Source organism: Agrobacterium deltaense RV3 (assembly GCF_900013505.1).
Taxonomy (GTDB): domain Bacteria; phylum Pseudomonadota; class Alphaproteobacteria; order Rhizobiales; family Rhizobiaceae; genus Agrobacterium; species Agrobacterium leguminum.
Window position 1 is genome coordinate 989,931 of sequence record NZ_LT009745.1, and the last position, 23,529, is coordinate 1,013,459.

Sequence of the window (23,529 nt, forward strand, 5' to 3'; positions counted from 1 at the left end):
GGGCAAGCTCTCGGTCTATCGCTGGCGCTGCCCCCTCATCCGACCCTTCGGGCCACCTTCTCCCCGGCGGGGAGAAGAAACAAGCCGCAACGCTGCAGGGTTCAACCGCCCGATCAGCAACTTAAAACGGGAACAGCAATGTCACATCTCGTGGAAATAGACAGTGTGGACATGCGCTATGGCGGCTCCGCCGGCACGCTGGCCGTATCCGGCTTGAATCTCACGGTCGACAAGGGTGAATTCGCCGCCGTGGTCGGCCCCTCCGGCTGCGGCAAGTCGACCCTGATGAAACTGGTGACAGGGCTGCACATTCCGCAGAGGGGCAATGTCATCGTTGCCGGGCGGCAGGTCACGGAGCCGGTTTCCATCGTCGGCATGGCGTTTCAGAACCCGACGATGCTGCCGTGGCGCACCACGCTTGAGAACATCCTGCTGCCGCTGGAGATCGTCGAGAAACATCGTCGACGCCTGCGCGCCCACAAGGCGGAGTATGTCGCGAAAGCCGAGCGCCTTCTGGAAATCGTCGGCCTGAAGGGGTTCGGTTCGAAGTATCCGTGGCAGCTTTCCGGTGGCATGCAGCAGCGCGCCAATCTTTGCCGGGCCTTGATCCACGAACCGGAACTGCTGATGCTGGACGAGCCTTTCGGTGCACTCGATGCCTTCACCCGCGAGGAATTATGGTGCGTCATCCGCGACCTGCACGCCGCGCAGCGCGTCACCATCATCCTCGTGACCCATGATCTGCGCGAGGCGACATTTCTGGCCGACAAGATTTTCGTGATGAGCGCAAGGCCGGGCCGGGTGCTGGCGGAACACCGCGTGCCGTTTGCGCGCCCGCGCCAGCTCGATATCATGTATGACAAGGGTTTCAACGACATGGTGCAGGAACTGCATGGCGAGATCGCGCAGGCGAGGGTGGCGGCATGAGCGCCATCATGGAAGGCACCGTTGCGGCCGAGCCGCGCAAGCCGCTGATTGCCCGCGTCAACTGGGTGAAAGCCGCGCCCTGGCTTTATACGCTGGCGCTTTTCGTGTTGTGGGAACTGTTGGTCTACGCGCTGAAAATGCCGCCCACCATTCTGCCGTCACCGGTAAGGGTCGGACAGGCCATCTTGCAATATTGGTCGCCGATCTGGAAGAATTCGCTGCAGACGCTTTATACCACGACGCTGGGTTTCGCCATTGCGGTGGCCGCCGGCCTCGCCATCGGCCTGTTCATCGGCTGGTCCAAAACCATTTATGCCGGGCTTTATCCGCTGATGATCGGCTTCAACGCCATCCCGAAAGTGGCGCTGGTGCCCATCCTCGTCATCTGGTTCGGCATCGGCACAGTGCCTGCCGTGTTGACCGCCTTCCTGATCTCTTTCTTCCCCATCGTCGTCAACGTCGCGACCGGGCTTGCCACCATAGAGCCGGAAACGGAAGATGTGCTGCGGGCGCTTGGCGCAAAGAAGATGGACATCATGCTGAAGGTCGGCATTCCGCGCTCCATGCCCTATTTCTTCGGTTCGCTGAAAATCGCCATCACGCTCGCTTTCGTCGGCTCGGTGGTGTCGGAAACCGTCGCCTCCAATTACGGCCTCGGCAACATGATGAGTTCGGCGCAAAGCCAGTTCAATGTGCCGCTCGTCTTTGCCGGCCTGCTGATGCTCGCCGTGGAAGGCATCGTCATGTACGCCATCATGGCCTGGCTTGAAAAGCGCATGACCGGCTGGGCGCATCGCTCCACTATGGGGCAATAAGGAATGCAGCACGGGCATGAAGAATATGCCCGTGCCGGAATGTCGTGCGAAGTTAATGCGCCGCCATTTCTTCGACGATATCGCCGCCGTCCATCAGGAACGGGTAGTAGGTCGGCCAATTGGTCACTTCGTCCAGCAATGCCTTGCGGTCGTTGCCCCAGTAGAGATGGTAATGGCCTGCCTTGACCGGGGCGATGGAGTGGTCGCTGAACTGGATGAATTGCGGCGCGGCCTCATCGCCGCCGGTTTTCTTGAAGATGTAGCGGACACCGCGATTGCCCTTCTTGTAGGTCAGGATTTCATGGCCATCGCTGACATAGATGCCTTCAGCGGGTTTGCCGTCCTTATAAAACGCCACGCTGTCGCTCTTGATGACGATGCGGTTCACATCGGTCTTGTAACCGATCTCGTAATAGGCGCGGTACTCCGCCGCCGTCTTGTCGCCATGCGCCGCCTTTTCGGCCATGACGGAATCAAGCGAGCCGTTCAGCAGATAGGGATAGACCGACTGCCAGTCGCCTTCCCAGTCGGAAAGCGTGCGCGCCTTCACCTGCGCATCCTCGAAATAACCCTTGTAAATCTGCTTTTCAGCTTCGGTCATCTGGTGGCCGTGATCGTGCCCATGGTCGTGGCTGTGGGCTGCGGATTTGTCGCCACCGGCAGCCATTGCCGCGGTTGCCGCCAGCAGCATGGAACCTAGTGCGACGGCGCCGGTGACGCGGGTGAGTATCTTCTGCATTGTTTCGGCCCTCTCATATCGACGAAGATAGTTACGTAATAACATTACGTATCGACCTATAGAGGCCGCATTCGCGGGATGCAAGTGCGCGCTGCAACGTGGCGCAACGAAAAAGCGCGGTGGCTGTTGCAGCCACCGCGCTTGAAAAGAGGGGGGAGACGTGAGGTCTCAGGCCGGCTGGGCGCTCACTTCCGCCTTGCGCTCGTCGAAGGCGAGTTTCATGGCTTTCGTCACATCGCGGGTCGTTGCGAAAAAAGTGTCGCTGCGCACCCAGTAGCGCAATTTGACGGTGGCGCTGTCGGCGCTGACCGAATCGACGAAGGTGACGGGGGCGGGGTCCAGCAAAACCCGGCTCTCCGAACGCACGACTTTCATCAGCATATCCTGTGCGGCCGCCAGATCCTCATCATTCTTGACCGTCAGGCTGAGTTCGTGACGGCGCGAGGGAAAGCGGCTGTAATTGGTGATCGGCACGTTCCAGAGCGTGGAGTTGGGCGCAAGACGGTAAAGCCCGTCGCTGGTCTTCAGCTCGGTCGCAAACAGCCCGATCTCGATCACCGTGCCGCTGACCGTGCTGGTCTCGATATATTCGCCGACCCGGAAGGGGCGCAGCACCAGAAGCATGATGCCGGCGGCAATATTCTGCAGCGTGCCCTGCAACGCAAGGCCGATGGCCAGACCGGCGGCGCCAAGGGCGGCAAGAATGGAGGCCGTCTGCACCCCGAACTGGCCAAGCACCATGACCAGCACCAGAATGAGAACCACATAGCGGATGGCGCCGGCGAAGAAACCGGCGAGTGTCGCGTCGAAGCCGCGAATGCGCGACAGGCCCTGAAAAGCCCAGCGTTGCAGGAAAGTAGCGGCCAGCCAGCCGACGATCAGCAGCAGAAGCGCACCGACGACCGAGAAGGAATATTGCACCGCAAGCGCGCTTGCCTGCTGCAACGCCGCCTGCGATGCGACGATGATATCCGTTGCCTGTTGTTCCATGAATTATCCTGTGATTTTCATTGCTCTTCAGGGTTGGTAACGACTGGACGCCGTGAGGGTTCCGCCAAAACCACCTCAGTTGCCAAGCGGCAGCACGAAGGGCACGTTACCATCCGTATCCGCGCCCCTGCCGATTTTTTTGATCGCCGCCACCAGCCGGCCATCGCGCCCGAGCAGACGGTCGCCGATGGCGATGATGCGGGCATTGGGCGTGGCATAGGGCGAGACGGCGCGCAGGCGCAGCGCAAGTTCGATCTCATCCTGGTCCGGATAAAGGCTGAGCGCGGCGATGACGGCGGCGGCGGGTGAGCGGGAAACGCCCATCCAGCAATGGATGAGCAGTGGTGCTGACTGGTCCCATTCGCGGGCGAAATCGATCAGCTTCAGCACATGTGCATCGTCAGGCGCGATGAGATCGGCGGTGCCCTTGAATGCGATGTCGTTCATGGCAAGCGTCAGATGCCGGCCTGCGGCAATGACGGCGGGGCGGTGAAAGGACTGCTCTTTGGCGATCAGCGTCACCATTTCGCGGGCCTTGTGTTTGACGGCCATCTCCGCGATCCGCGACAGCGGCGATACGACAATGGCCGTCATGTCGCGCTCCCCGTCTTGACTGCGCGCAGCGCCTCGATCGCCTCGAAACGTTCGATGAACAGCTTTTGCGCTTCGGTTGAGGGCAGGGGCGTGATGTCGAACATGTCGCGGGTAATGCCGCGCGGCAGGCCGAAGAATTTCTGCGCCTCGACGGTGGAAAAACCGGCAAGCTCCGTCGCCTCGAAAAAGGCGGCGACCGTATCGGCCTTCTTGATGCGGTCCTTCAAATCGCGCGATGCATGCGGCGGCAGGCCGAAACGCAGATGCACGGCGGCTTCAAGCCGTTTTTCCACGGTCTTGTAACCGCCGCCGACCACGGATTTGAAGGGTGAGATCATGTCGCCGATGACATATTCCGGCGCATCGTGCAGAAGCGCCATCTGCATGTCGTCAGGCGTCGCGCCTGTGCACATGCGGCAGAAGATGGTCTCGACGATGAGGCAATGCTGGGCGACGGAAAAGGCGTGGTCGCCGCGCGTCTGGCCGTTCCAGCGGGCCACACGGGCAAGGCCGTGGGCGATATCGGCGATTTCCACATCGAGCGGCGAAGGATCGAGCAGATCGAGCCGCCGGCCCGACAGCATGCGCTGCCAGGCGCGCGGGCTTTTTGCAGGCGCCACTCTCAGTCCTCCGCCCGCGCTGCTGGATCGGCCGCCGGGAAGGAAAGGCCGCTCCAGGCGGGCAGGGCCACGGTCACGGGAACAGTCTCCGCCAGAAGCGGCGTGCCGGATGCGAACGCATCGGCAATGCGGTCGATCCGAACGATGGCAAGCGCCCTGTTGCCGCAAACGGTTCCGAGCGCGCCGACCGGTTTTCCATCGGCGGTCATCTCCGTCCCACTGGTGGGAAGCGCGCCTTCGGCCGAAACGGTGACGACGCGGCGTCTTGCCGTGCCGCGATGTTTCATGCGCGAGACGACTTCCTGACCGACAAAGCAGCCCTTCCTGAAGGAAACGCCGTCATTCACATCCATCAGCACATCATGGGGAAAGGCATCCTGCAACGCATAGTCCCGGCCGGATTGGGCAATCCCATGCTCGACACGGAGCGCATCATAGGCGGCGATGTCGCCGGATGCGGATGCGCCCGGTATACGGTAAAGATCGATGCCAGCCTTGCCGAAACGACCATCCCGAATGCCTGCCGTCGGCGCATTCTCGTTCCAGAAAACACTCACGCCTTCGACCGTCTCGGCTTTGAGATCGACCGGTGCGCGCAGCTTGTACATGGTCAGGCGGCGCAGAAGCGCGTCCTGTTCGGCAGCGCCCGTCTCGATCAGATAATCGCCGCCATCGCGCCAGATCAGGAAATCGAACAGGATCTTGCCCTGCGGCGTCAGAAGGGCTGCGGCCCGTGCTTCGCCTTCCGGCAGGTTTTCAACATCTGCGGTGATGAGGTTGTTCAGAAATTCCTCGGCGCCGGTGCCGGAAACCCGGATCAGGCGGCGGTCGGCAAGAAGGGCGGAAGGCATGGCGTCACCGTTCGGTTCGTCGAGACTCTGTGATCTCCGGCAAAAGCAGATGCGCTTTGCCGGAATGCTCATTCCGCACAGTTAGGATTTTTGCCAGAGAACGGCAAGCACCGCGAAGCGATCAATCGCCGGCGGTGAAGAACTTCCACTTGCCATCGGGCGAAATGCCGACCCGGTAGAAGCTGTAATTGCCATATTCCTGCATGTCCGCCAGATCGCCCGCCGTGATGATGCGCAGAAGCTCCACTTTTTCCGGCGCAGTCAGCGTATTCAGCGGCTTTCCGGCGAAATAGGGGAAAACATAGGCTTCGTCGGGTGTGCCAGCATCGATATGGGCATAACCGGTCGACAGCAGGTCGATGATGATCGCCAGCACTTCCAGCCCGTCAGGATCGCCGGAATAGCTTTTCAGCGCCGCAATCGGGTCTTCGCCGTCATTGCCGTCGATGCGGAATTCTTTTTGGCCAGCGGCGATGAAGGGCCGCAGCTTTTCGATATCGCCGGAGGCGGCAGCTTCGATGATCTGCTGGCGCAGCTTGCGCACGGGTTCCGGCGCCTTGGAAATGTCGTGCTCGATCACAACGGACATTTCCGGCGTGTTGTCGGGCTTGGAGGATTGCTGGTTCGCCTGATTGGCGGAACGGTCCACCAGCGGGTCGGGCAGGGGAATGCCTTCCGAATCGCCTTCGATCTCGTCCGGCTCCGCAGGCTGGGCCTGCTGCGGCTCACCGCCATTCTCAGCCTTCGGCTCGCTTTCGGTGTTCTGCGCCGGCTTCAGCTCGGAAAGGGCAAAGGCGCGGTCTGGCATGCCAAGCGGCCCGGCGGTCAGGGCAAGCAGGATGGACAGCAGGGCGGAAGAGCGCAAAAGCCCCTTGCTCAGGCAAGACATGATAGACCCCGGCTTTACTGTATTACCCGCTGCGGCGAAAACTCGCCCTGAAGCATGCGCTGGCGCAGCGATTCCAGCATTGCTTCAGCACCGGCCTCGCCATGGATACGGATGGTTTCGCGCATGGCCAGAGCGATGGCGGCATCGGCGATGATCTCCGGCTCGATGCCGTCGGCCATGCCGTCAGCCCATGCCTCGTTCTGGTGTTCCAGAGCGACCTGCATCTTTTCATGCACGATCATATCGTCGATTTCGTTACGGCTTGTCTGCATCTTTCATCCTCGACAGGGCGGGCAAGTCCTTACCACCCTGTTAACAACACTAGCAGCCTTTTATCAAAACGGCACGGCCTGCGGCGAAAAGAGGTTAATAATCCTCTAATTTCCGAACCGGGACGCGATTTCCTGCGCGAGTGTTGCCCCTTCGTTACGGTAGTTCTCTTCTGCCATGATGGCGGCGCGTGTGCAACTGGTGTGGATGGCCGCAAAGGAGCGGTATCCACGGTTGAATGCAGCCGTCATGCGCTGACGTCGTTCAGGTTCGTTGGCCGTGTCTGCAGCCAGAAGATCGCTCATCGATCTGCGCCAGTCCTCCGGTCCGGAAGAAGGGCACAGGGTTCTGAGATATTGCACCGCGCCCAGTATCTCCGACAGCCGTGCCAGCTTGTCGTCATAAGGGGCGGGTTTGGGCGGCGCGGCTTCCGCCGGACGCACCTCGGAACCGGGTTTTGAAGGTTGCGCATAAGCGATGCCCTGCCCGGCGGTGGCAAGCATTGTCAGAAAAAGAGACAGGAAGATGGTTGGCCGTATCAAAATTCTATTCTGCCCCACACATACTCGTGAACTATTGGCTCGTGAACTGTTGGCTCGCGACCATCCGGCGGGCGGATCGGCCCTAGATAATAGCGATTCTGGCTGGCTGGCAATCATGCAAGCAGGCGCTCGGCGCATTCGACGACGCTTTCCGGCGCCGGCAGAAGGCGGATTTCCGCCAATGTGTACCAGCCCGCATCCGCCGCATCGTCACCGACAGTCACGAGCGGATCGGCATCGGTTTCCACGGTAAAGACCGACAGGAAATAATGGCTCGTCAGCACCCCTTCGGCGTCGCGGGAGGGAAGATCGTATGTCGCGAAAAGCTGCGGCCTGCGCGCCACGATGCCGGTTTCCTCGTGCAATTCGCGCAGCGCCGTTTCGGCCGGGGTTTCGCCGTCTTCGCCGCGACCACCCGGAAAGGCGAACATGTCCTTCGAAGGCGGGTTGATGCGGCGCACGAGAAGCAGCCGGTCGCCGTTCCTGACGATGGCGGAGGAGGCGGGGCGGGGCTTGATACGGAGGGTCATGAATGGTTTCGCTTGTTTCGGCCGTTGCCGGCCTGTCTATAGTGGTACGTGGCTCGGAAAAATCGATTCCGGTTTCCGTGCCGATGCTTATAGTCCGGAACTGGCGCGATTGTGCATGTTAAAGACGGTGGAATGAAGGTCTATCTTATCTATGTCCTGGCGGCTCTTGCCGAAATTGCCGGCTGCTTTTCCTTCTGGGCCTGGCTGAAACTCGGCAAGACCGGGTGGATATTGCTGCCTGGCATGGTGGCGCTGGCCGTTTTCGCGTGGCTTCTGACGCTGGTTCCGACAGAGGCGGCGGGCAGGGCCTATGCCGCCTATGGCGGGATTTACATTGCCGCTTCGCTCTTCTGGCTCTGGGGCGTGGAAGGGCACGCGCCGGACCGGTGGGATATTGCCGGCGGCGTGGTCTGCCTTGCCGGCACCGCCATCATCCTGTTCGGGCCAAGGGGTTGAGGAGAAAAGCATGTGCGGACGTTTCGTGCTGAAGGCGACGCCGGAAGAGATCGCCGATTATCTCGATCTGATCGGTCTTGAGGATTTTCCCGCCCGTTTCAACATCGCGCCGACGCAGCCCATTCTGGTCGTGATGGAGGGCGAACGACAGGAGCGCGGCAGCAACCTGCCCAATCGCCGGGCCGTGCTGGTCCGCTGGGGTTTTCTACCTGGCTGGGTGAAGGACCCGAAGGATTTTCCGCTGCTTATCAACGCCCGTTCGGAAACCGCCATCGGCAAGGCCTCCTTCCGCGCCGCCATGCGCCATCGCCGCGTCCTCGTTCCCGCCACCGGCTTTTACGAATGGCGACGCCCGCCGAAGGAGGAGGGCGGCAAATCGCAGCCCTATTTCATCCGCCCCAAAAGCGGCGGCATCGTCGCCTTCGCCGGTCTTATGGAAACATGGTCTTCCGCCGATGGCTCGGAGGTCGATACCGGCGCGATCCTCACCACCGCCGCCAATGCCGCGATCGGCCGTATTCACGATCGCATGCCTGTTGTCATCGCGCCCGAGGATTTCAGCCGCTGGCTGGATTGCAAGACCCAGGAGCCGCGCGAGGTCGCCGATCTGATGCGGCCGGTTCAGGATGATTTTTTCGAGATGATCCCGGTATCGGACAAGGTCAACAAGGTCGCCAATGTCGGCGCGGATCTGATCGAGCCGGTGCCGGAAAGCGCGCCGCTGGCGAAGATCAAGCCGGCAAAGGACGAAGGGCAGATGTCATTGTTTTGACGGCACCCGAGAGGATCAGCCGTTCCGCCCGATCTTCTGCAGGCCTTCCTGGATCATGATATCGGAATAAACGCGGTTACGGCCATTCGCCTTGGCGAGATAAAGCAGCTGGTCCGCCGCATTCAGCTGGTTGTCGAAGGGTTCGCCCTTTTCGATCTCCACGACGCCGAGCGAAATCGTCAGGGCGAGGCTGCTGCCGCTCAGCTGCCGGCCGTTCTTTTCCACCTGTCCGCGCAGCTCCTCGCAGAACTGATAGGCGGCGCGCGCATCCAGCCCGCGCAGGAACACGGCAAACTCCTCGCCGCCGAGGCGGGCGGGAATGTGGCGTTGCTCGCCGCACATGTCATGCAGCAGTTCTGCCAGTTTTTTCAGCGCCCTGTCGCCGGCATCGTGGCCAAGCGTGTCGTTGATCTTCTTGAAATGGTCGATGTCGAGAATGGCAATGGCGCCGCTCTCGTCATTGCCGTTGATGACATCCATCAGCGCCCGCGTGCGCTCGAAGAAGGAGCGGCGGTTCGGCAGGCCGGTAAGATGGTCGCGTTCGGCCAGTTCGCGCAGGCGTTTGAGCTGCTTCAACGTCTCGATATTGTTATCGATACGGCACTGCAATTCTTCCGGCACGAAAGGGCGGTAGACGAAATCCGAGGCGCCAGCCTTCAGGAAGCTTGCCGAAAGCAACCGGTCTGTGGAGGACGATATGCCGATCACCCGCAAATCTTCGGATGAGCGGCTGTCGCAGATGCGGCGCGTCAACTCATAACCGTCCATGTCAGGCATATGATAATCGGTGATGACGAGCTGGATCGTCGGGTTCTGCGACAGGATTTCCAGCGCCTGCTTGCCGGAGTGGGCCTCGCTGACCCTAAAATTTTGCCGCTCCAGAATTTCCACGAGGCCGGACCGTGCCGCGCGCACATCATCGACCACAAGAACGGAGAATAGCTTGTTGTTCAAAATCCGCTGGACGGTTCTGACGACCGCATCGACGGTGCGATGACCGTCCTTGACGATGTAATCGATGATCTTCTTTTCGGCGTAGCGCTTGCGCGCCTCCTCATCCACCGTGGCGGTGAAAACGATGGCCGGCACCTTGCGCTCGGATAGAAGGGCGAGAATCTCGCCCTTCGGCGCATCGGGCAGGTTGAGACCCGTCAGCGCCAGCGTGAAACTATGGGCCTGCATGAGGGTATCGGCCGCGGCCATGCTGTCGCAATGGACGACCTCGGCCTCCGTTTCTTCCGAAAGCCGCGTCTTCAGCAGCATGGAAAGAGCAACGGAATCTTCAATCAGAAGGATTTTATCCTGCATGGCCGTCCCAAGCCCCCCTGGCCTGTCTTCACAATCTTTCCTCAACGCCGAATACTCGTCATCCGCGTGTCTGCGGATTCGAAAGCCAGCTTATGCATTGTTGTGGAAAAAAATGCGGAATAGAAAAGTTCTTTTGTATTCACTAATCTATACGTCGGTGTTCGTATAGCCTTCTTGTGGAAGGCGAGATTTTTACTACACTTTCGTTGCAGCTTCGTTACAGAAGGTCGCGGATTTTATGAAAGACTGACGCTCTGCAGTTTAGCGGCAGTGCTTGAAACAAAAACGGCGCCCGGAAAAGGCGCCGCGTGATTGTCGATTTTCCGTTGGGAACGTTCCGTTTTCCGGACAGTCCGCAAAATTCGAAAAATCAAAAAACCGAATATTTTCAGGCGGTTTTGGCGGCAGGTTTACGCTTCAGCATCAGGGCTGCGGCCGCAACGGCCTTCAGTCCGAGCGGGCGGTAGTGGCTGTTGAGGTCGGGCTTCGCCTGCGGCTGCGCCTTCGTCTCGTTCGTCATTTCTCTCTCTCCACAATTCACGCCAATCGCCGTTGCGATGCGTGTGAGCCACTTCTTTCGCGGCTAATCTTGACGGATTCGAGGCGAAGAAAAACGAAGCCGGCTTTTCAGGCTGCGACATTTTGCGTCACATCCTGCGCCGGCTTGTGCGAGAAAAAATAAACCTGCGGTTTTAAATACCGCGATCGAGGCCGTTGCCGCCATTGGCATCGTCATGCCCGTCTTCCTCGATGGTCAGCGTGCCGTAGCGGCGATGCCAGAGGCGGGCGCTGATGGGAATGAAGACGAGATAGGCGGCAACCGTCAGAACCAGTACTTCCCAGGTGAAGCTCATGAGCATCGCTACATAAAGCACGACGACGAGGATCATCGGCAGCACCAGATCGCGGCGAATGCGGCTGGTGCCGGATTTGCCCGACCAGACCGGCAGGCGGCTGATGAGGAGGTAACCGATCAGCACGGTATAGGCGGCGGCGACATAGGCGAAGGGCTTGTCCGGCTCGACGCCGAGGAAGCCGAGATAAACCGGCAGCAGCACCAGCATGGCGCCCATCGGGGCGGGAACGCCCACGAAGAACTCATTCTGCCAGGGCGCCTTCACCGGCCGCTCGATCATGACGTTGAAGCGCGCAAGACGCAGGCCGGCGGCGATGACGTAAATGAGGGCGGCGATCCAGCCGATGGAGCGTGCCTGATCGAGAAGGTAGGCATAGACCACCAGCGCAGGCGCGACGCCGAAATTGACGATATCGGCCAGCGAGTCCATCTGCTCGCCGAATTTGGACGTCGCTTTCATCATGCGGGCGATGCGCCCGTCTATGCCGTCGAGGAAGGCGGCCAGCAGCACCATGCCGACGGCCAGCTCGAACCGCCCCTCGATGGCGAGACGCACGCCGCTCAGCCCCGCACAGATGGCCAGAACGGTGATGAGATTGGGAACGACGAGGCGAAAGGGAATTTCCCTCAGCCGCGGTCCACGGCCGCTATCGCTGCGGCCCTCGGGTTTGCCGTTCTGTTGCGGCTCGGCGATCGGCGTTTCCATGCGCATGCCCTTCCTGTTTCCGTCAGCCGCGGCGGCTGACGACCGGACCCTTGGCGGAGCCGAATTCGGCGAGCACGGTTTCACCGGCAATCGCCGTCTGGCCGACCGATACACGCGGCTCGAAACCTGCGGGAAGGAAGATATCGAGGCGCGAACCGAAACGGATAAGACCGAAACGCTCACCGGCATCGACTGGTTCATTCGGCTTTACCCAGCAGACGATGCGGCGTGCAACCATGCCGGCGATCTGCACCACGCCGACCTTGCCGTGCGATGTCTCGATGACGAGGCCGTTGCGCTCATTGTCTTCGGAAGCCTTGTCGACTTCGGCATTGAGGAAGAGGCCGGGACGGTAGGCGACATTGACGATACGGCCGCGTACCGGCGAACGGTTCACATGGCAGTTGAACACGTTCATGAACACCGAGATGCGCACCAGCGGCTCCTTGCCGAGTTCCAGCTCCAGCGGCGGAACGACGCTCTGCACGGCGGAAACCTTGCCATCGGCCGGGCTGATGATGAGGTCGTCATCCTGCGGCGTGACGCGCTCGGGATCGCGGAAGAAATAGGCGCACCAGGCCGTCAGCACCAGACCGACCCAGAACAGCGGTTCGGCGATCCAGCCGAGCACCAGCGATGCGACGAAGAAGGCCGCCACAAAGACATAACCTTCCTTGTGGATCGGTACGATGGTGTTGCGAATGGTGTCGAACAGATTCATGAGATTCCTTGCTCCGGTTTCCGTCTGTCGCGTCTATATGGTCGCGATACGACACGATCCAAACGGCAATGCGACAAATTTTGCCTAGCTGGTTACAGCCAAAAAGGCCGCCCGGCAATGGTGGGGTGCGCCCGTTGGCCCTGTTACCCCGGGGTACAGCCATCAATGGGCGGGTTCCCCGCGGTCGATGACACCCAGATCGTCGGTTTCACGCACATGGCGCAGCATTTCCTCGGCGCGGATCGCCTCGCGCTGGCGGCTCCACATCGAGGCGTAGAGGCCGTTCTGCCCCATCAGCGAGCTGTGCGTGCCGCGTTCGGCGATCTGCCCGTCCTTCAATACGATGATCTCATCCGCGCCGATGACGGTGGAAAGGCGGTGGGCGATAACCAGCGTCGTGCGGTTCTTCGAGACGATGTCGAGCGCGCTCTGGATTTCCTGTTCCGTATGCGTATCGAGCGCCGAAGTCGCCTCGTCGAGAATGAGGATCGGCGGCGCCTTGAGGATCGTGCGGGCAATCGCCACGCGCTGTTTCTCCCCGCCGGAAAGCTTCAGGCCGCGTTCGCCGACCATGGTGGCGTAACCCTCCGGCAGCTTGCCGATAAAGGCGCTGATCTGCGCCGCATCCGCCGCAGCCCTCAGTTCCTCGTCGGTGGCCGAGGGACGGCCATAACGGATGTTGTAGGCGAGCGTGTCGTTAAAAAGCACCGTGTCCTGCGGCACCATGCCGATCACCGAGCGCAGGCTCTTCTGCGTCACATCGCGAATATCCTGCCCGTCGACGGTGACGGAGCCTTCCTGAATATCGTAGAAACGATAAAGCAGCCGCGAGATCGTCGATTTTCCCGCACCCGAAGGGCCGACGATGGCCACCGTCTTGCCCGCCGGCACGTCGAAGGAAACGCCCTTTAGGATCGGTCTTTCGGGGTCATAGGCGAAATGCACGTCGCGGAAGGAAATCGCGCCGGGTCCGGCTGCGAGCGGTTTCGCATCCGGCCTGTCGGTGACTTCCGCCTCCACCTCCAGAAGATCGAACATCTGTTCGATGTCGGTCAGGCCCTGGCGGATTTCGCGATAGACGAAACCGATGAAATTGAGCGGCACCGAAAGCTGCAACAACAGCGCATTGACGAAGACGAAATCGCCGATGGTCTGTTCGCCGCGCTGCACGGCAAGCGCCGACATTACCATCATGACGGTGGAGCCGATGCCGAAGATCACGCCCTGGCCGAAGTTCAGCCAGCCGAGCGAGGTCCAGATCGAGATCGCCGATTTTTCGTAACGCTCCATGGCGACGTCGAAACGCCGCGCCTCCATCTCCTCATTGCCGAAATATTTGACGGTTTCGAAATTCAGAAGCGAGTCGATCGCCTTGGTATTGGCGTCTGTGTCGCTGTCGTTCATGGCGCGGCGAATGCCGATACGCCAGTTGCTGGCCCGCACGGTGAACCAGATATAGGCCCAGACCGTGATGACCGTGACGAGCACATAGGAAAAACCGTAGGAGGCCCAGAAAATGATCGCTGTCAGCAGGAATTCGATAAAGGTCGGTGCGGTGTTGAGAATGGTGAAACGGACAATGGTTTCAATGCCCTTGGTGCCGCGCTCGATGACCCGCGACAGTCCGCCGGTCTTGCGCTCCAGATGGAAACGCAAAGAAAGCCGGTGCATGTGCACGAAGGTCCTGTAGGCGAGCTGACGCACCGCATGCTGGCCGACGCTGGCGAAAAGCGAATCGCGCAGCTGGTTGAGCCCCACCTGTATCAGCCGCGTCAGATTATAGGCGATCACCAGCGCGACGGCGCCGAGCAGGAAGGCGGGAACAAGCCCGGCCATGTCCAGCCGGCCGTTCAGCGCATCGGTCGCCCATTTGAAGAAATAGGGAACGGAGATCAGCACCAGCTTGGCGACGATCAGGTACACGGTGGCCCAGATCACCCGCATCTTCAGGTCCCAACGTCCCTCCGGCCACATATAGGGCCAGAGATTGATCAGCGTCTGGGTGGGATTGCTGGAATCCGCCGAAATGGTTTTTTTCTTCGTGGCCATCATTCGCTCCGGTCACTGCCGGAAGCCGACAGCAGGGCGGCGGCTTTGGTCAAGCCGCCGCGCGTGTCACAGATAGGGTCGTTGCGGGTTTACCGCAACGCTTCAAATGCTCAGGAGCCGCTCTTCAGCCGCTTACGGTGAAGTTCTTCCGCATTCGGCAGCGCCTCTTTCGGCACGCCGAAAATCTGGCCGGGCTCGATCAGATCGGGGTTTTTGATCTGATCTTCGTTGGCGAGGTAGATCGTGGTGTAACGCACGCCCTGACCATAAACGCGACGGGAAATCTGCCACAGCGTATCGCCACGGCGGATGATGACGCTGTTCTGGCTCTCGGCCAGCGGCGCCTGCTCGAAGGTCTGCGGGCCGGCGGGCGCCTGTGGCGCGGGAGCAGCAGGTGCCGTGATGTGGAGTTCGGCAAGGCGGCTTGCCAGCGACGCAATACCCTTGCCGATTGCCGCCACATCGTTCGGCCATGCTTCAACCGATGTCAGCAACTGACGCGCCTTGGCGGTGATATCGCCCGCAAAAGCGGTGAAGGCGGGTTCGGTCGCGGCTGCGGTGCGGAATTCCGAGAGCGACTTGAGACCGATGACGACGGCGGAGCGGCCGGCAATGGCCTGATCGAGCGCAGGCGTGGCCTGATCCTTGTAGAGATTGGAAAGAATGCCGAAGGCCTTGGCGACATCGGCGCGCAGCTTTTCGAAAGCGGCGCGGTCGCTTGCCGTGCTCTGGTTTTCGGCAGGCGCCGTAGTCGTGGTTGCTGACGACGAAGCGGACGGCGACTGCATGGCGACCGTTGCCTGGTCGGTCTGCGGCCGCTCGAAGGGAACGCGCACACGCACCTTCGCGGTGCCGTCGGCATTCAGTTCCTCGACGGTGATGATATGGCTGCCGACGCTAAGATCGACATCGCCTTCGACGACGAAATGGCCGGAGGCTTCCGTGGTGCTCTTGCCGATTTCCCTGTCATCGACCAGCGCACGCACCGTTGAACCGGCAGGTGCAGAGCCCGCGACGAAAATCTTCGATCCCTCGAACTCGACGGCAGTCACCTGGACGCTCGACGTCAGCGGGGCCGCGGCGGACGGAGCCGCAGTACCGGCGAGCGGTGCGGAGGCGGTGTTGGCGCTGGGCTCAGATGTCGCCGCAGGCTGCTGCGACGGCGCGGCTTGCGGCTGAAGCGCCGGCGGAGCCGCCTCCGGCATGGCCAGCACGCGGCTTGCCTTGCCGGGCTTGGAAACCATGGCCAGAAGCTCTCCCGCCTTGCCGTCAGGCACGGAAACCGTGGCTACTTCTTCGGATTGCGTCGCCTTGCCGCTGGCATCGGTCGAACGCAGCACCAGCTCGTGATCGCCCGGGGGAAGCGGATTGTCGAAAACGGCGGCGAAATCGCCGGTGCCGTCGATGGTCGTCTGGGCGACCACCTTGCCGTTGCTCAAGATTTCGAGCTTTGCGCCGGGCTGTGCCTTGCCGGCAATCACGGCCGAACCGTCCGGCTCGACACGCAGCACGTCGAAAGTCGGCGTGGCGGCAGACGATTGTGCCGCATCGGCGGGTGCTGCGGCCGGCTTTGCCGGTTCGGGCGCGCCATCGTCGGTGCCGGCGAAAACGCCTGCCAGACGGCGCACCTGTGCTGCCGCCGCCGCCGCATTGTCGGGCAGGCCGCGCAGGAACGCCGTGGTGCGTTCGGCGGCCGTGCGGGCGGTGGTGATGAGGCGCGACGTCGTTTCGTCCAGCGACTCTGGAATTTCGATATTCGTCAGTTCCTTGAGCGAGGTCTCGACCTTCTTGCGCGCCGCCGCGAAATCGGCGTCGGAGGGAACCTTGCTATCGGCGAAAAGCGTCGTCAGATCCTTGATCGACTGGGTAGCGGAAGCCGCCCGCCGCCCGACCTTGTCGGCGATATTGGCGGTTTCCTCGGCCGCGTCGGAGAGAATGTCGCCCGCCTTGTCGGCGCCCATTTCAACGCTGTTCTTCACGGCGTTGCCGGCTTCGTTAATGGCGTCGCCAATCGGTTTGCCGTCGTTTGAAATCCGCGGCAGGACGAAAAAGATCATGAGCAGGGACGCAACGCCCAGCACGATCAGCGCCAGCAAACCGGCCTTATTGTTTTTCATCCTGGAATCTCCGGGTATTTCAAGCTTTTCACACGAGTTGAGATTGCTAGCGTCTTACCTTGCGCCAGACAAGCGGCGAGTGGCCAAAAGGCCATATTTGCAAGGGATTTCCCAAATTTTCTTGACGTGCCGCATCGCACATAGTTCCTTCCCTTCATGACGGACAAAAATACAGCGATTCGATCCATCTGCGTTTATTGCGGTTCCCAGCCCGGACGTGATCCGGCCCATATGGAAGCGGGCCGCGCGCTTGGGAAATCCATTGCCGAAAACGGCATTCGCCTCGTCTATGGCGGCGGCACCAAGGGCATCATGGGCGCGGTTGCCAGCGGCGTTCTTTCCAATGGCGGCGAAGTGACCGGCATCATACCGGAATTTCTGGTCGATATGGAGGCGACGCGCCATTCTCTCGGACAATTGAACGAGCTTGTCATCACCAAGGACATGCATGAGCGCAAACATATGATGTTCGAGCGCTCCGATGCCTTCGTGACATTGCCGGGCGGGGTCGGCACGCTGGAGGAGATCGTCGAGATCATGACCTGGGCGCAGCTCGGCCGCCATGCCAAGCCGATGGCCTTCGCCAATATCAACGGTTTCTGGAACCCAATGCTGGAACTGGTGCAGCACATGCGCGACCAGGGTTTCATCCACCGCGCGCATCTTCTCAACCCGCTCGTCATCGACGAGGTGAAGGATATCGTGCCCGCCATCATCGACCGGGCGCTGGCGCAGCAGAACCCGGAAGGCGATCCTTCGGTGATTTCCCGCCTCTAGGCCGGGGTGGCGAAAAGCGTAAGCGGTTTTCGCCTTGAATCCCGGTCTGTTCATCCTGATCGGCGTGACGATTGTTAACGACCGCCTCACGGCTCGTTACAATTTTAAGTGTATATTAATACAGATTTAACGGCGGCCTCGCTCCGCCCGCTCTTTTCATGGCCCCGCGACCGATCCTGTGCCAGCGTCAATAAGGCGTTGGTGTCGCGAAATTCGTTTCGCCGCCATGAGAGTGGGTGTCATCGGGAAATGATTGCTTTTGTGGTGCGGCTCAAAAGCCGGGCGCATTTTATTATTCAGAGAAATTCCGCACGGGGCAGGGAGGCGCTCCTCGGTTCCGCCGCCCGCCGCAGGGTCGATGCGCGCATGAGGCTCGGCATCCTGATCGCCGTCTTCGTCGCCATCCATGGCGTCGTCGCCGCGCGTCTCGTCCAATACGGTCTTGCCGAACCGGTGGCGACCGCATGGATCAATACCGGCGTCAACGCCGTCGCCTCCCGGCCGGATATTGTCGATCGCAACGGCACGCTTCTGGCGACCGATCTCAACATGGTCTCGCTCTATGCGGATCCGCGCCGGATCGTCGATCCGGATGAGGTGGTGGAGAAACTCGCGACCGTCATTCCCAATCTCGACTGGCGCGAAACGCACCGCCGGTTGCGCTCGGACACCGGCTTTCAATGGCTGCGACGCCAGCTAACACCCCGGCAGCAGGCGGATATTCTCAATCTCGGCATACCGGGCATCGGCTTCCGGCCGGAAAAGCGGAGGTTTTATCCGGGCGGCCCAACCGCTTCGCATATTATCGGCCACGTCAATGTCGACAATCAGGGGCTTGCCGGCATGGAGCGTTACCTCGACCAGCAGGGCCTGGCCGATCTGCGCGCCGTGGGTCTTGCCAGCGGCGCGCCGCTGGAGCCGGTGCGTCTCTCCATCGATCTCAGGGTACAGAACATCGTCCGCGAAGTGGTCGTGAAGGCGAAAAGCGCCTATCAGGCCGAAGCGGCAGGCTCTGTGATCCTCGATGTGGAGACGGGCGAGGTGCTGGCCATGGCCTCCGTGCCGGATTACGATCCGAACGAACCTTCCCGCACCCTTGCCGATGGCAGCATAGACAGGGAGTACGAAAAGGGCTGGTTCAACCGGATGAGCAACGCCACCTTCGAAATGGGCTCCACCTTCAAGAGCTTCACGCTCGCCATGGGGCTGGATGCCGGGGCGATCACGCTGGGTTCGGTGGTGGATGCGTCGCGGCCGATCCGCATGGGCGGTTTCACCATCAAGGATTTCAAGGGCCGGAACCGCCCGCTCTCCATTCCGGAAGTGTTTCAATATTCATCGAATATCGGCACGGCGGCGGTGGCTGACAAGGTCGGCGTCGAGGGACATCAGCAGTTCCTGACGAAGCTCGGGCTGCTGACCAGAATGGACACGGAAATGCCGGGCGTTGCCACGCCCACGCAGCCGAGAAACTGGAAGAAGATCAATTCCGTCACGATCTCCTTCGGCCACGGCGTCGCCACCACCCCGTTGCAGACGGCGGTGGCCGCTGCCGCGCTGATCAATGGCGGCAACCTGATTTCGCCGACCTTCCTGCCGCGTTCGAAAGAGGCCGCCGCATCGCTCGCGCGCACCGTCATCAATGACAGGACGAGCGCCGATATGCGTTACCTGTTCAACTGGAACGGCATCAAGGGTTCCGGCCGTGGCGCGCAGGTGGAAGGATTTCATGTTGGCGGCAAGACCGGAACCGCCGACAAGGTGATCAATGGCCGTTACGCCAAGGATATCAATTTCAACGCCTTCGTGGCCGGTTTTCCCATGCACAAGCCGAAATATGTCGTGCTGACGATGATCGACGCCCCGAGAACCGGCGTGAACGGCGGGCGCACGGCGGCCTCCACCGCAGCCCCGATGACCCGCGAAATCATCGCCCAGACGGCGGGCCTTCTCGGGGTCAAACCGCGTTTCGGTTACGATGCCAACCCGCAATTGCTGGTGGATTATTGACGCCACCTCTCCTCATTCCCGTGTGAGCAAAGGAATGAGGGAAGCGGCCCGGATTACCGCTTGAGCCGCAGCAGGCTGGAGCCGGTATAGATCGCCAGCGCCACCCAGATCATCGCAAAGGCGGCCATGCGCACCATGTCGAACGGCTCCTTGAAGACGAAGATGGCGATGAGGAAGATCATCGTCGGCGCGATATATTGCATGATGCCAATGGTCGACAGCCGCAGCAGTTTCGCGCCATTGCCATAGAGGATGAGCGGCACGGCCGTGATGAGCCCGCTTGTCGCCAGAAGCCAGGTATCGGCGGAATTGCCGCCCATGAAATGCGCCTGTCCGTTGAAGGCAAGCCAGATCATCACCAGCACGGCGGGGATGGATAAAAGCATGACTTCCAGCAGGAAGCCCTGCGTCGCGCCAATCGGCAAAGTCTTGCGGAAAAAGGCGTAAAAACCCCAGGACACGGTGAGTGCGATGGACACCCAGGGCAGGCTGCCCGCATGCCAGGTGAGGATGGCCACCGCCAGCGCCACAAGGCCGATGGCGGCGATCTGCGCCGGATAAAGCTTTTCCTTGAGGAGAACCGCACCGAGGAAAATGCTGAACAGCGGATTGATGAAGTAGCCAAGTGCGGCATCGAGCGCGCGGCCTGCGCCGATTGCCCAGATATAGACGCCCCAGTTGATGCTGATGAGGATGGCCGTCAGGCTTGCCATCGCCAGCATCTTCGGGGTTCTGAGCGCGGTTCTGATTTCCGCCGTGCGCCCCAGCGCAATCAGCACGACCGCCGCAATCGGCACCGACCAGACGACGCGATGGACGATGACCTCGATCGGCGAAATATGCGCAACCGCCTTCATGTAAAAGGGAAGAAACCCCCAGAGCAGATAAGCGGAAAGCGCGAAAGCAAAACCGCGCGCGCTGTCGCCGCCCTCCTGGGCCGGGAGCGATTTGTCGAGTGCCATGGGGAGTACCGCCAATTGTTCGGATAGCGTTTTATAACGGATCGCCACAGTGGCGGCCAATTCATTTCCGTGAAGGGTTCATGAGAAAAACTGCATGAATAAAAGGCGCGCTGCCCTTGAAATGGGCTGCCCAGCTACGGGAGGAAATGATTCACGCAGGAAGCCCCGCGTGAATCATTGTCTTATCCGGCCGTTGCAAGGTGATGAAAGGACTGGTTATTTCCCGGCAAAACGGTCGTTGGCGCGGATCAGTTGGTCAAGAATGCCCGGCTCGCTCATCGCGTGTCCGGCCGCCTCGATGATGTGGAAATCCGCCTTCGGCCAGGCCTTGGCCAGTTGCCAAGCGTATTTCAGCGGGCAGGGCATGTCATAACGCCCATGCACGATGACGCCGGGGATATCTTTCAGTTTGCCGGCGTCGCGCAGCAATTGGCCCTCCTCCAGCCAGCCGCCATTGACGAAGAAGTGGTTCTCGATGCGGGCGAAAGCGATGGCGTATTTATCCTCGCCGAAATCCTCGACCCGGTCGGGATCGCTGACGAGCGAGATGGTCGCCCCTTCCCACTGGCTCCATGCCCTGGCGCATTCGAGTTTCTTCGCCTCGTCGGCGCCGGTGAGATAGCGGTTATAGGCCTGCATCATCTCGCCGCGTTCGGCTTGCGGGATGGGCGCGATGAATTTTTCCCACCGATCCGGATACATTTCGGAAACGCCGAACTGGTAGTACCAGTCCAGTTCCGGTCTGGTAACGGTGTAGATGCCGCGCAAAACCAGTTCGCTGACGCGGTTCGGATGGGTCTCGGCATAGGCGAGCGCCAGCGTCGAGCCCCAGGAACCGCCGAAAACCAGCCATTTTTCGAAGCCGCAGAGTTCGCGCAGCCTTTCGATATCGGCAACGAGATGCCATGTGGTGTTGGCTTCAAGTTCGGCATGCGGCGTGGAGCGGCCGCAGCCGCGCTGATCGAACAGGATGACGTCGTAAAGGGCGGGATCGAAAACGCGGCGATGCGTGGGGTTCACCCCGCCGCCGGGGCCGCCATGCAGGAAAACCGCCGGTTTTCCACCGCGCGTGCCCACCCGTTCCCAATAAATCGTGTGGCCGTCCCCGACATCGAACATGCCGGTCTCGAAGGGTTCGATCTCGGGGTAAAGGCCGCGCAATTCTTCGGTCATGGGTCATCGTCCTTCGCTGGCCATTCGGCCGTATCATGGTCCGGGTGCTGGTAATTTTTCACCCGAGGGGGAGGGCTATCCGTTGCAGGTTCCGGCTCGACCGGCAAGCCATCGAGTGAGCTGAACCAGTGCATTTTACCGGCGAGATTGGATTGCGCCTCGGGCCTCACCCGCTGGGGTTCGTCCAGCGAACCGAGGGTGATATTGATGAAATCGGCGCCCGGCATGTCGTAGAACAGCGGCGTGCCGCACCGGCCGCAGAAGCCGCGACGCACGTGATCGGAGGACTGGAACCATGCCGCTTCGCCGCGGGTCATTTCAAACTGCGTAAGCGTACTTGCGGCAAGCGGCATGAAATAATTGCCCGACGCCTTCTGGCACATGCGGCAATGGCACAGATGCGGATAACGAAGACCGCCTCCTATCCGATAACGCACCGCGCCGCACTGACATCCACCGCTGAAACCCTCGGCTCCGCTCATGCGCGCTCGTCTTCCGGCGGCCAGACCTGCGTGTCGTGATCCGGGTGCTGATAGGAGGTGATCTCCGCCTCGTCCACGCCCTGTTCCACGGCCGGTTTGCCGAACAGCTGCTCGATCCACGGCATGCGCCTGTGGAAATTGACCTGCACCTGCGGCTCGATCCGCTCCGGCTCATCGAAAGCGCCGATGGCGATCTCCACGCCGCCGGGATAATGATAGGTCAGCGGCGTGCCGCATTTGTTGCAGAAACCGCGATGGATTTTTCCCGAGGAGCGGAAGAGGGACGGCTGGCCGCGTGTCCAGGTCAGATGCGCCTGATCGGCGCTGACCAGCGCGCCGAAGAAATTGCCGAAATGTTTCTGGCACATGCGGCAATGGCAGATGGAGGCCCGGCCGAGCTTGCCCGCATGGAAACGCACGGCGCCGCACTGGCATCCGCCGGAAAATCCCGTTTCGCTCATCATTTCTTCTCCGGTGGCCAGTTTTCGGTGTCGTGGTCGGGATGCTGGTAGGAAACGAGATCGGCGAGGTAGTCCACCTGTGTCAGGTCGTCTTCGGTGGCAACGGCAGGCAGCGTGTGAAGCGTGTCGACGAAATCGATCTTGCGTTCCACGCCCCACTGAATGGTCGGCGGCAACGCGGCGGGATCGTCAAAGGCCCCGGCCGCCACCGCCACGCCATCCGGTGCCTCATAGGTCAGCGGCGTTCCGCATTCGGGGCAGAAACCGCGCTTGACGACGCTGGAGGACTGGAAACGTTTCGGCTCTCCCCGGGTCCATTCAAACTCCACGCCGCGCACCGAAACCAGCGGCGCGTAATAGGCCCCGAAAGCCTTCTGGCACATGCGGCAATGGCAGATGGAACTGTCTTTCAGTTCCCCGGAGGCGCGAAAACGGATCGCGCCACACTGGCATCCGCCGGTATATGTCGTCATGTTCGGTCCTCCTTCACCGTTCGGATAATGTGGAGACAGACATTGTCGATGTCTCTGAGGATATCCTCGTTCCAGAAACGGAGGACTGTCCAGCCAAGTTCCTCGAACGTGCGTGTTCTCTCTCGGTCATAGGCTGCCGCAGCGTCGTCCGCGTGCTGAAACCCGTCCAGTTCGACAATGATCTTATGCGAGGGGCAAGCGAAATCAACGATATATCCGGCAACCGGCAGCTGGCGTCTGAAAGACAGGCCGTCAAGGCGGTGAGCGTGGACGGCGTTCCAGAACTTCAGTTCTGCATCGGTCATGGCCTTTCGCATCTGTCGGGCGTGTGACCGATGTTGAGGATTGACCTTGGCGTGGGGCACAGGATGCTCGCGGCTTGATGGGGCGCCGCGAGATTGGAGTATGGCGTGGTCGAAAGCAAGGGCGTGTCGTGGGG

27 protein-coding genes are annotated in these 23,529 nt (G+C 60.9%); 6 read left to right on the forward strand and 21 right to left on the reverse strand.

What is annotated here, in order from left to right; translation table 11 throughout:
- Positions 1 to 138: 138 nt before the first annotated feature.
- Positions 139 to 927: an ABC transporter ATP-binding protein gene (locus AGR7B_RS05035; protein ID WP_065654124.1), complete on the forward strand. Its 789-nt coding sequence runs from the start codon at positions 139 to 141 to the stop codon at positions 925 to 927.
- Positions 924 to 1,742, forward strand: coding sequence for an ABC transporter permease (locus AGR7B_RS05040; protein ID WP_080856177.1), 819 nt, complete (start codon positions 924 to 926; stop codon positions 1,740 to 1,742). The genes AGR7B_RS05035 and AGR7B_RS05040 overlap by 4 nt, the downstream gene beginning before the upstream one ends.
- Positions 1,743 to 1,794: 52 nt before the next feature.
- Here AGR7B_RS05040 and AGR7B_RS05045 read toward each other — a convergent pair whose 3' ends face one another.
- The 9 genes from AGR7B_RS05045 to AGR7B_RS05085 all read right to left on the reverse strand — a co-directional run bounded on the left by AGR7B_RS05045 (position 1,795) and on the right by AGR7B_RS05085 (position 7,767).
- On the reverse strand, positions 1,795 to 2,481 hold the full coding sequence (locus AGR7B_RS05045; RefSeq protein WP_065654122.1) for a metal-binding protein ZinT: 687 nt from the start codon (positions 2,479 to 2,481) through the stop codon (positions 1,795 to 1,797).
- A 168-nt stretch (positions 2,482 to 2,649) separates the two neighbouring features.
- Complete coding sequence (locus AGR7B_RS05050; protein ID WP_080856178.1) at positions 2,650 to 3,471, reverse strand: mechanosensitive ion channel family protein; 822 nt, start codon at positions 3,469 to 3,471, stop codon at positions 2,650 to 2,652.
- Between the two features lie 75 nt (positions 3,472 to 3,546).
- Positions 3,547 to 4,065: a tyrosine phosphatase family protein gene (locus AGR7B_RS05055; RefSeq protein ID WP_065654120.1), complete on the reverse strand. Its 519-nt coding sequence runs from the start codon at positions 4,063 to 4,065 to the stop codon at positions 3,547 to 3,549.
- Positions 4,062 to 4,685, reverse strand: a complete 624-nt coding sequence (locus tag AGR7B_RS05060) for a YfbR-like 5'-deoxynucleotidase (protein WP_162934058.1) — start codon at positions 4,683 to 4,685, stop codon at positions 4,062 to 4,064. The genes AGR7B_RS05055 and AGR7B_RS05060 overlap by 4 nt, the downstream gene beginning before the upstream one ends.
- 2 nt (positions 4,686 to 4,687) lie before the next feature.
- Positions 4,688 to 5,536, reverse strand: a complete 849-nt coding sequence (gene ygfZ / locus AGR7B_RS05065) for a CAF17-like 4Fe-4S cluster assembly/insertion protein YgfZ (RefSeq protein WP_080856995.1) — start codon at positions 5,534 to 5,536, stop codon at positions 4,688 to 4,690.
- A gap of 121 nt (positions 5,537 to 5,657) precedes the next feature.
- Positions 5,658 to 6,425, reverse strand: coding sequence for a hypothetical protein (locus tag AGR7B_RS05070; RefSeq protein ID WP_080856179.1), 768 nt, complete (start codon positions 6,423 to 6,425; stop codon positions 5,658 to 5,660).
- Between the two features lie 14 nt (positions 6,426 to 6,439).
- A complete protein-coding gene (locus AGR7B_RS05075) occupies positions 6,440 to 6,697 on the reverse strand; it encodes a hypothetical protein (protein ID WP_003501987.1) in 258 nt (85 codons plus the stop codon).
- 105 nt (positions 6,698 to 6,802) lie between these two features.
- Positions 6,803 to 7,237, reverse strand: coding sequence for a TIGR02301 family protein (locus AGR7B_RS05080; RefSeq protein WP_078054112.1), 435 nt, complete (start codon positions 7,235 to 7,237; stop codon positions 6,803 to 6,805).
- Positions 7,238 to 7,350: 113 nt separating this feature from the next.
- The gene (locus tag AGR7B_RS05085) at positions 7,351 to 7,767 is read right to left on the reverse strand and encodes an NUDIX hydrolase (protein ID WP_003520673.1); all 417 of its coding nucleotides are present in this window, start codon (positions 7,765 to 7,767) and stop codon (positions 7,351 to 7,353) included.
- Positions 7,768 to 7,899: 132 nt separating this feature from the next.
- On the opposite strand from AGR7B_RS05085, the gene AGR7B_RS05090 reads away from it, so the two are divergent.
- Together AGR7B_RS05090 and AGR7B_RS05095 are read left to right on the forward strand one after the other, a co-directional pair.
- A complete protein-coding gene (locus AGR7B_RS05090; protein ID WP_080856180.1) occupies positions 7,900 to 8,223 on the forward strand; it encodes a YnfA family protein in 324 nt (107 codons plus the stop codon).
- A 10-nt stretch (positions 8,224 to 8,233) separates the two neighbouring features.
- Positions 8,234 to 8,995, forward strand: a complete 762-nt coding sequence (locus AGR7B_RS05095) for an SOS response-associated peptidase (RefSeq protein WP_080856181.1) — start codon at positions 8,234 to 8,236, stop codon at positions 8,993 to 8,995.
- Between the two features lie 15 nt (positions 8,996 to 9,010).
- On the opposite strand, the gene AGR7B_RS05100 is transcribed toward AGR7B_RS05095, so the two are convergent.
- The 6 genes from AGR7B_RS05100 to AGR7B_RS05120 all read right to left on the reverse strand — a co-directional run bounded on the left by AGR7B_RS05100 (position 9,011) and on the right by AGR7B_RS05120 (position 16,752).
- Positions 9,011 to 10,303: a GGDEF domain-containing response regulator gene (locus tag AGR7B_RS05100; RefSeq protein WP_080856182.1), complete on the reverse strand. Its 1,293-nt coding sequence runs from the start codon at positions 10,301 to 10,303 to the stop codon at positions 9,011 to 9,013.
- 388 nt (positions 10,304 to 10,691) lie between these two features.
- A complete protein-coding gene (locus AGR7B_RS26415) occupies positions 10,692 to 10,823 on the reverse strand; it encodes a hypothetical protein (protein ID WP_003496883.1) in 132 nt (43 codons plus the stop codon).
- Between the two features lie 172 nt (positions 10,824 to 10,995).
- Positions 10,996 to 11,865: a CDP-diacylglycerol--serine O-phosphatidyltransferase gene (gene pssA, locus AGR7B_RS05105; RefSeq protein WP_059753142.1), complete on the reverse strand. Its 870-nt coding sequence runs from the start codon at positions 11,863 to 11,865 to the stop codon at positions 10,996 to 10,998.
- A gap of 22 nt (positions 11,866 to 11,887) precedes the next feature.
- Positions 11,888 to 12,586, reverse strand: a complete 699-nt coding sequence (locus AGR7B_RS05110; protein WP_003520681.1) for a phosphatidylserine decarboxylase — start codon at positions 12,584 to 12,586, stop codon at positions 11,888 to 11,890.
- A gap of 162 nt (positions 12,587 to 12,748) precedes the next feature.
- Positions 12,749 to 14,635 carry an ABCB family ABC transporter ATP-binding protein/permease gene (locus AGR7B_RS05115; protein ID WP_080856183.1) on the reverse strand — a complete coding sequence of 629 codons (1,887 nt, stop codon included), beginning with the start codon at positions 14,633 to 14,635 and terminating at the stop codon, positions 12,749 to 12,751.
- Between the two features lie 110 nt (positions 14,636 to 14,745).
- Positions 14,746 to 16,752, reverse strand: coding sequence for a LysM peptidoglycan-binding domain-containing protein (locus AGR7B_RS05120; RefSeq protein WP_080856184.1), 2,007 nt, complete (start codon positions 16,750 to 16,752; stop codon positions 14,746 to 14,748).
- A gap of 156 nt (positions 16,753 to 16,908) precedes the next feature.
- On the opposite strand from AGR7B_RS05120, the gene AGR7B_RS05125 reads away from it, so the two are divergent.
- Positions 16,909 to 17,529: an LOG family protein gene (locus tag AGR7B_RS05125; protein WP_080856185.1), complete on the forward strand. Its 621-nt coding sequence runs from the start codon at positions 16,909 to 16,911 to the stop codon at positions 17,527 to 17,529.
- 249 nt (positions 17,530 to 17,778) lie between these two features.
- Positions 17,779 to 19,539 carry a peptidoglycan D,D-transpeptidase FtsI family protein gene (locus tag AGR7B_RS05130; protein WP_080856186.1) on the forward strand — a complete coding sequence of 587 codons (1,761 nt, stop codon included), beginning with the start codon at positions 17,779 to 17,781 and terminating at the stop codon, positions 19,537 to 19,539.
- Between the two features lie 53 nt (positions 19,540 to 19,592).
- On the opposite strand, the gene rarD is transcribed toward AGR7B_RS05130, so the two are convergent.
- From rarD to AGR7B_RS05160, 6 genes are all read right to left on the reverse strand, one after another.
- On the reverse strand, positions 19,593 to 20,501 hold the full coding sequence (rarD, locus tag AGR7B_RS05135; RefSeq protein WP_035237103.1) for an EamA family transporter RarD: 909 nt from the start codon (positions 20,499 to 20,501) through the stop codon (positions 19,593 to 19,595).
- A gap of 216 nt (positions 20,502 to 20,717) precedes the next feature.
- Positions 20,718 to 21,674 (reverse strand): prolyl aminopeptidase, encoded by a 957-nt coding sequence (gene pip / locus AGR7B_RS05140; protein ID WP_080856187.1) that lies wholly within the window; start codon positions 21,672 to 21,674, stop codon positions 20,718 to 20,720.
- Positions 21,671 to 22,156 carry a GFA family protein gene (locus AGR7B_RS05145; protein WP_080856188.1) on the reverse strand — a complete coding sequence of 162 codons (486 nt, stop codon included), beginning with the start codon at positions 22,154 to 22,156 and terminating at the stop codon, positions 21,671 to 21,673. The genes pip and AGR7B_RS05145 overlap by 4 nt, the downstream gene beginning before the upstream one ends.
- Positions 22,153 to 22,617, reverse strand: a complete 465-nt coding sequence (locus tag AGR7B_RS05150; RefSeq protein WP_065654105.1) for a GFA family protein — start codon at positions 22,615 to 22,617, stop codon at positions 22,153 to 22,155. The genes AGR7B_RS05145 and AGR7B_RS05150 overlap by 4 nt, the downstream gene beginning before the upstream one ends.
- The gene (locus AGR7B_RS05155; RefSeq protein WP_065654104.1) at positions 22,617 to 23,090 is read right to left on the reverse strand and encodes a GFA family protein; all 474 of its coding nucleotides are present in this window, start codon (positions 23,088 to 23,090) and stop codon (positions 22,617 to 22,619) included. The genes AGR7B_RS05150 and AGR7B_RS05155 overlap by 1 nt, the downstream gene beginning before the upstream one ends.
- Positions 23,087 to 23,395 (reverse strand): endonuclease domain-containing protein, encoded by a 309-nt coding sequence (locus AGR7B_RS05160; RefSeq protein ID WP_065654103.1) that lies wholly within the window; start codon positions 23,393 to 23,395, stop codon positions 23,087 to 23,089. Before AGR7B_RS05160 ends, AGR7B_RS05155 begins: the two co-directional genes overlap by 4 nt.
- Positions 23,396 to 23,529: the final 134 nt, after the last annotated feature.

Bases quoted from the DNA above. Each gene is read 5' to 3' on its own strand.
- AGR7B_RS05145 (WP_080856188.1), bottom strand. From the start codon at position 22,156: ATGAGCGGAGCCGAGGGTTTCAGCGGTGGATGTCAGTGCGGCGCGGTG.
- rarD (WP_035237103.1), bottom strand. From the start codon at position 20,501: ATGGCACTCGACAAATCGCTCCCGGCCCAGGAGGGCGGCGACAGCGCG.
- AGR7B_RS05055 (WP_065654120.1), bottom strand. From the start codon at position 4,065: ATGACGGCCATTGTCGTATCGCCGCTGTCGCGGATCGCGGAGATGGCC.
- AGR7B_RS05130 (WP_080856186.1), top strand. From the start codon at position 17,779: ATGATTGCTTTTGTGGTGCGGCTCAAAAGCCGGGCGCATTTTATTATT.
- AGR7B_RS05160 (WP_065654103.1), bottom strand. From the start codon at position 23,395: ATGACCGATGCAGAACTGAAGTTCTGGAACGCCGTCCACGCTCACCGC.
- AGR7B_RS05100 (WP_080856182.1), bottom strand. From the start codon at position 10,303: ATGCAGGATAAAATCCTTCTGATTGAAGATTCCGTTGCTCTTTCCATG.
- AGR7B_RS05045 (WP_065654122.1), bottom strand. From the start codon at position 2,481: ATGCAGAAGATACTCACCCGCGTCACCGGCGCCGTCGCACTAGGTTCC.
- AGR7B_RS26415 (WP_003496883.1), bottom strand. From the start codon at position 10,823: ATGACGAACGAGACGAAGGCGCAGCCGCAGGCGAAGCCCGACCTCAAC.
- AGR7B_RS05120 (WP_080856184.1), bottom strand. From the start codon at position 16,752: ATGAAAAACAATAAGGCCGGTTTGCTGGCGCTGATCGTGCTGGGCGTT.
- AGR7B_RS05155 (WP_065654104.1), bottom strand. From the start codon at position 23,090: ATGACGACATATACCGGCGGATGCCAGTGTGGCGCGATCCGTTTTCGC.
- AGR7B_RS05070 (WP_080856179.1), bottom strand. From the start codon at position 6,425: ATGTCTTGCCTGAGCAAGGGGCTTTTGCGCTCTTCCGCCCTGCTGTCC.
- ygfZ (WP_080856995.1), bottom strand. From the start codon at position 5,536: ATGCCTTCCGCCCTTCTTGCCGACCGCCGCCTGATCCGGGTTTCCGGC.
- AGR7B_RS05110 (WP_003520681.1), bottom strand. From the start codon at position 12,586: ATGAATCTGTTCGACACCATTCGCAACACCATCGTACCGATCCACAAG.
- AGR7B_RS05085 (WP_003520673.1), bottom strand. From the start codon at position 7,767: ATGACCCTCCGTATCAAGCCCCGCCCCGCCTCCTCCGCCATCGTCAGG.
- AGR7B_RS05075 (WP_003501987.1), bottom strand. From the start codon at position 6,697: ATGCAGACAAGCCGTAACGAAATCGACGATATGATCGTGCATGAAAAG.
- AGR7B_RS05040 (WP_080856177.1), top strand. From the start codon at position 924: ATGAGCGCCATCATGGAAGGCACCGTTGCGGCCGAGCCGCGCAAGCCG.
- AGR7B_RS05035 (WP_065654124.1), top strand. From the start codon at position 139: ATGTCACATCTCGTGGAAATAGACAGTGTGGACATGCGCTATGGCGGC.
- AGR7B_RS05115 (WP_080856183.1), bottom strand. From the start codon at position 14,635: ATGGCCACGAAGAAAAAAACCATTTCGGCGGATTCCAGCAATCCCACC.
- AGR7B_RS05150 (WP_065654105.1), bottom strand. From the start codon at position 22,617: ATGAGCGAAACGGGATTTTCCGGCGGATGCCAGTGCGGCGCCGTGCGT.
- AGR7B_RS05050 (WP_080856178.1), bottom strand. From the start codon at position 3,471: ATGGAACAACAGGCAACGGATATCATCGTCGCATCGCAGGCGGCGTTG.
- AGR7B_RS05095 (WP_080856181.1), top strand. From the start codon at position 8,234: ATGTGCGGACGTTTCGTGCTGAAGGCGACGCCGGAAGAGATCGCCGAT.
- pip (WP_080856187.1), bottom strand. From the start codon at position 21,674: ATGACCGAAGAATTGCGCGGCCTTTACCCCGAGATCGAACCCTTCGAG.
- AGR7B_RS05125 (WP_080856185.1), top strand. From the start codon at position 16,909: ATGACGGACAAAAATACAGCGATTCGATCCATCTGCGTTTATTGCGGT.
- AGR7B_RS05090 (WP_080856180.1), top strand. From the start codon at position 7,900: ATGAAGGTCTATCTTATCTATGTCCTGGCGGCTCTTGCCGAAATTGCC.
- pssA (WP_059753142.1), bottom strand. From the start codon at position 11,865: ATGGAAACGCCGATCGCCGAGCCGCAACAGAACGGCAAACCCGAGGGC.